Origin of the sequence: Mesorhizobium sp. M1A.F.Ca.IN.020.06.1.1, assembly GCF_004023265.1 — a bacterium.
In the GTDB taxonomy this organism is placed as follows: domain Bacteria; phylum Pseudomonadota; class Alphaproteobacteria; order Rhizobiales; family Rhizobiaceae; genus Mesorhizobium.
The window spans coordinates 1-1,094 of the sequence record NZ_RZSR01001385.1; the positions used below are offsets into that span (position 1 = coordinate 1).

At 56.7% G+C, this 1,094-nt stretch carries 1 protein-coding gene; it reads left to right on the forward strand.

Annotation, left to right across the window (positions count from 1 at the left end):
- Positions 1 to 378: 378 nt before the first annotated feature.
- On the forward strand, positions 379 to 1,094 hold a 716-nt coding region (locus EOA60_RS34235), incomplete at its 3' end, for an aminotransferase class I/II-fold pyridoxal phosphate-dependent enzyme (RefSeq protein ID WP_128312684.1).

Consider the following 1,094-nt stretch of genomic DNA (forward strand, 5'->3'; position numbering starts at 1 on the left):
GGGGGGGCCGAGCCGGATCCTGTCTAACGATAGGGTTCCAGGGGTCTCTTCCTCCCGATAATCAAAGCTGAAAATTGCCGGGCGATCTCAGGCTTGTGTCGATCGAGGTTCGGAAATCTGCTGCATGTCGGCTGTGCATGCGAAGTTCTCACGCATCCTCGAAGCGATACCGAGGTCGTGTCTCAGGTGTGCGATCCCGGACTGCTCTTGCAAGCTGCAGGGCACTATTGCCGAAATTGAAGCACTTCCGAGAAATTTTTGAAGCGAGCGTTGCGCTTCGGATCTCAAATTGAAGCGAAATGCAGCTCTCGATTCTGCGATGACAGGCTAACAGTTGAGGACTGGCACCCTCAGGAACTCGCCGCGCAGGGATTAAGCATGACATCCTCATTTATTTCGCATCTTTCAAATGAAATCGACGGCTTGAAATCCGCTGGCCTCTACAAATCCGAGCGCATCCTCACCTCGATGCAATCGTCGCAAATCGAGGTGGCTGACGGCTCGAAAGTTCTGAATTTCTGCGCCAACAATTACCTGGGACTTGCTGACAGTGAAGATCTGCGCGAAGCGGCCAAGGGCGCGCTCGACCGCTACGGTTATGGCATGGCTTCGGTGCGCTTCATCTGCGGCACGCAGGAAGAGCACAAACAGCTCGAAGCGCGCATCTCGTCATTCCTCGGGCTGGAAGATACGATTCTCTATTCATCCTGCTTCGATGCCAATGGCGGCTTGTTCGAGACGCTGCTGGGCGAAGATGATGCGATCATCTCCGACGCGTTGAACCACGCCTCCATCATCGACGGCGTGCGGCTATCGAGGGCGAAGCGTTTTCGCTACGCGAACAACGACATGGCGGCGCTTGAGGAGGAACTGAAGAAGGCTGGTGGCGCGCGCTTTAAGCTGATCGCGACCGATGGCGTATTCTCGATGGATGGTATCATCGCCAATCTTGGCGGCGTCTGCGATCTCGCCGAAAAGTACGACGCGATTGTGATGGTCGATGACAGCCACGCGGTGGGCCTCGTCGGCAAGCACGGACGCGGATCGGCAGAGCACTGCGGCGTCGAGGGCAGGGTGGACATCATCACCGGCAC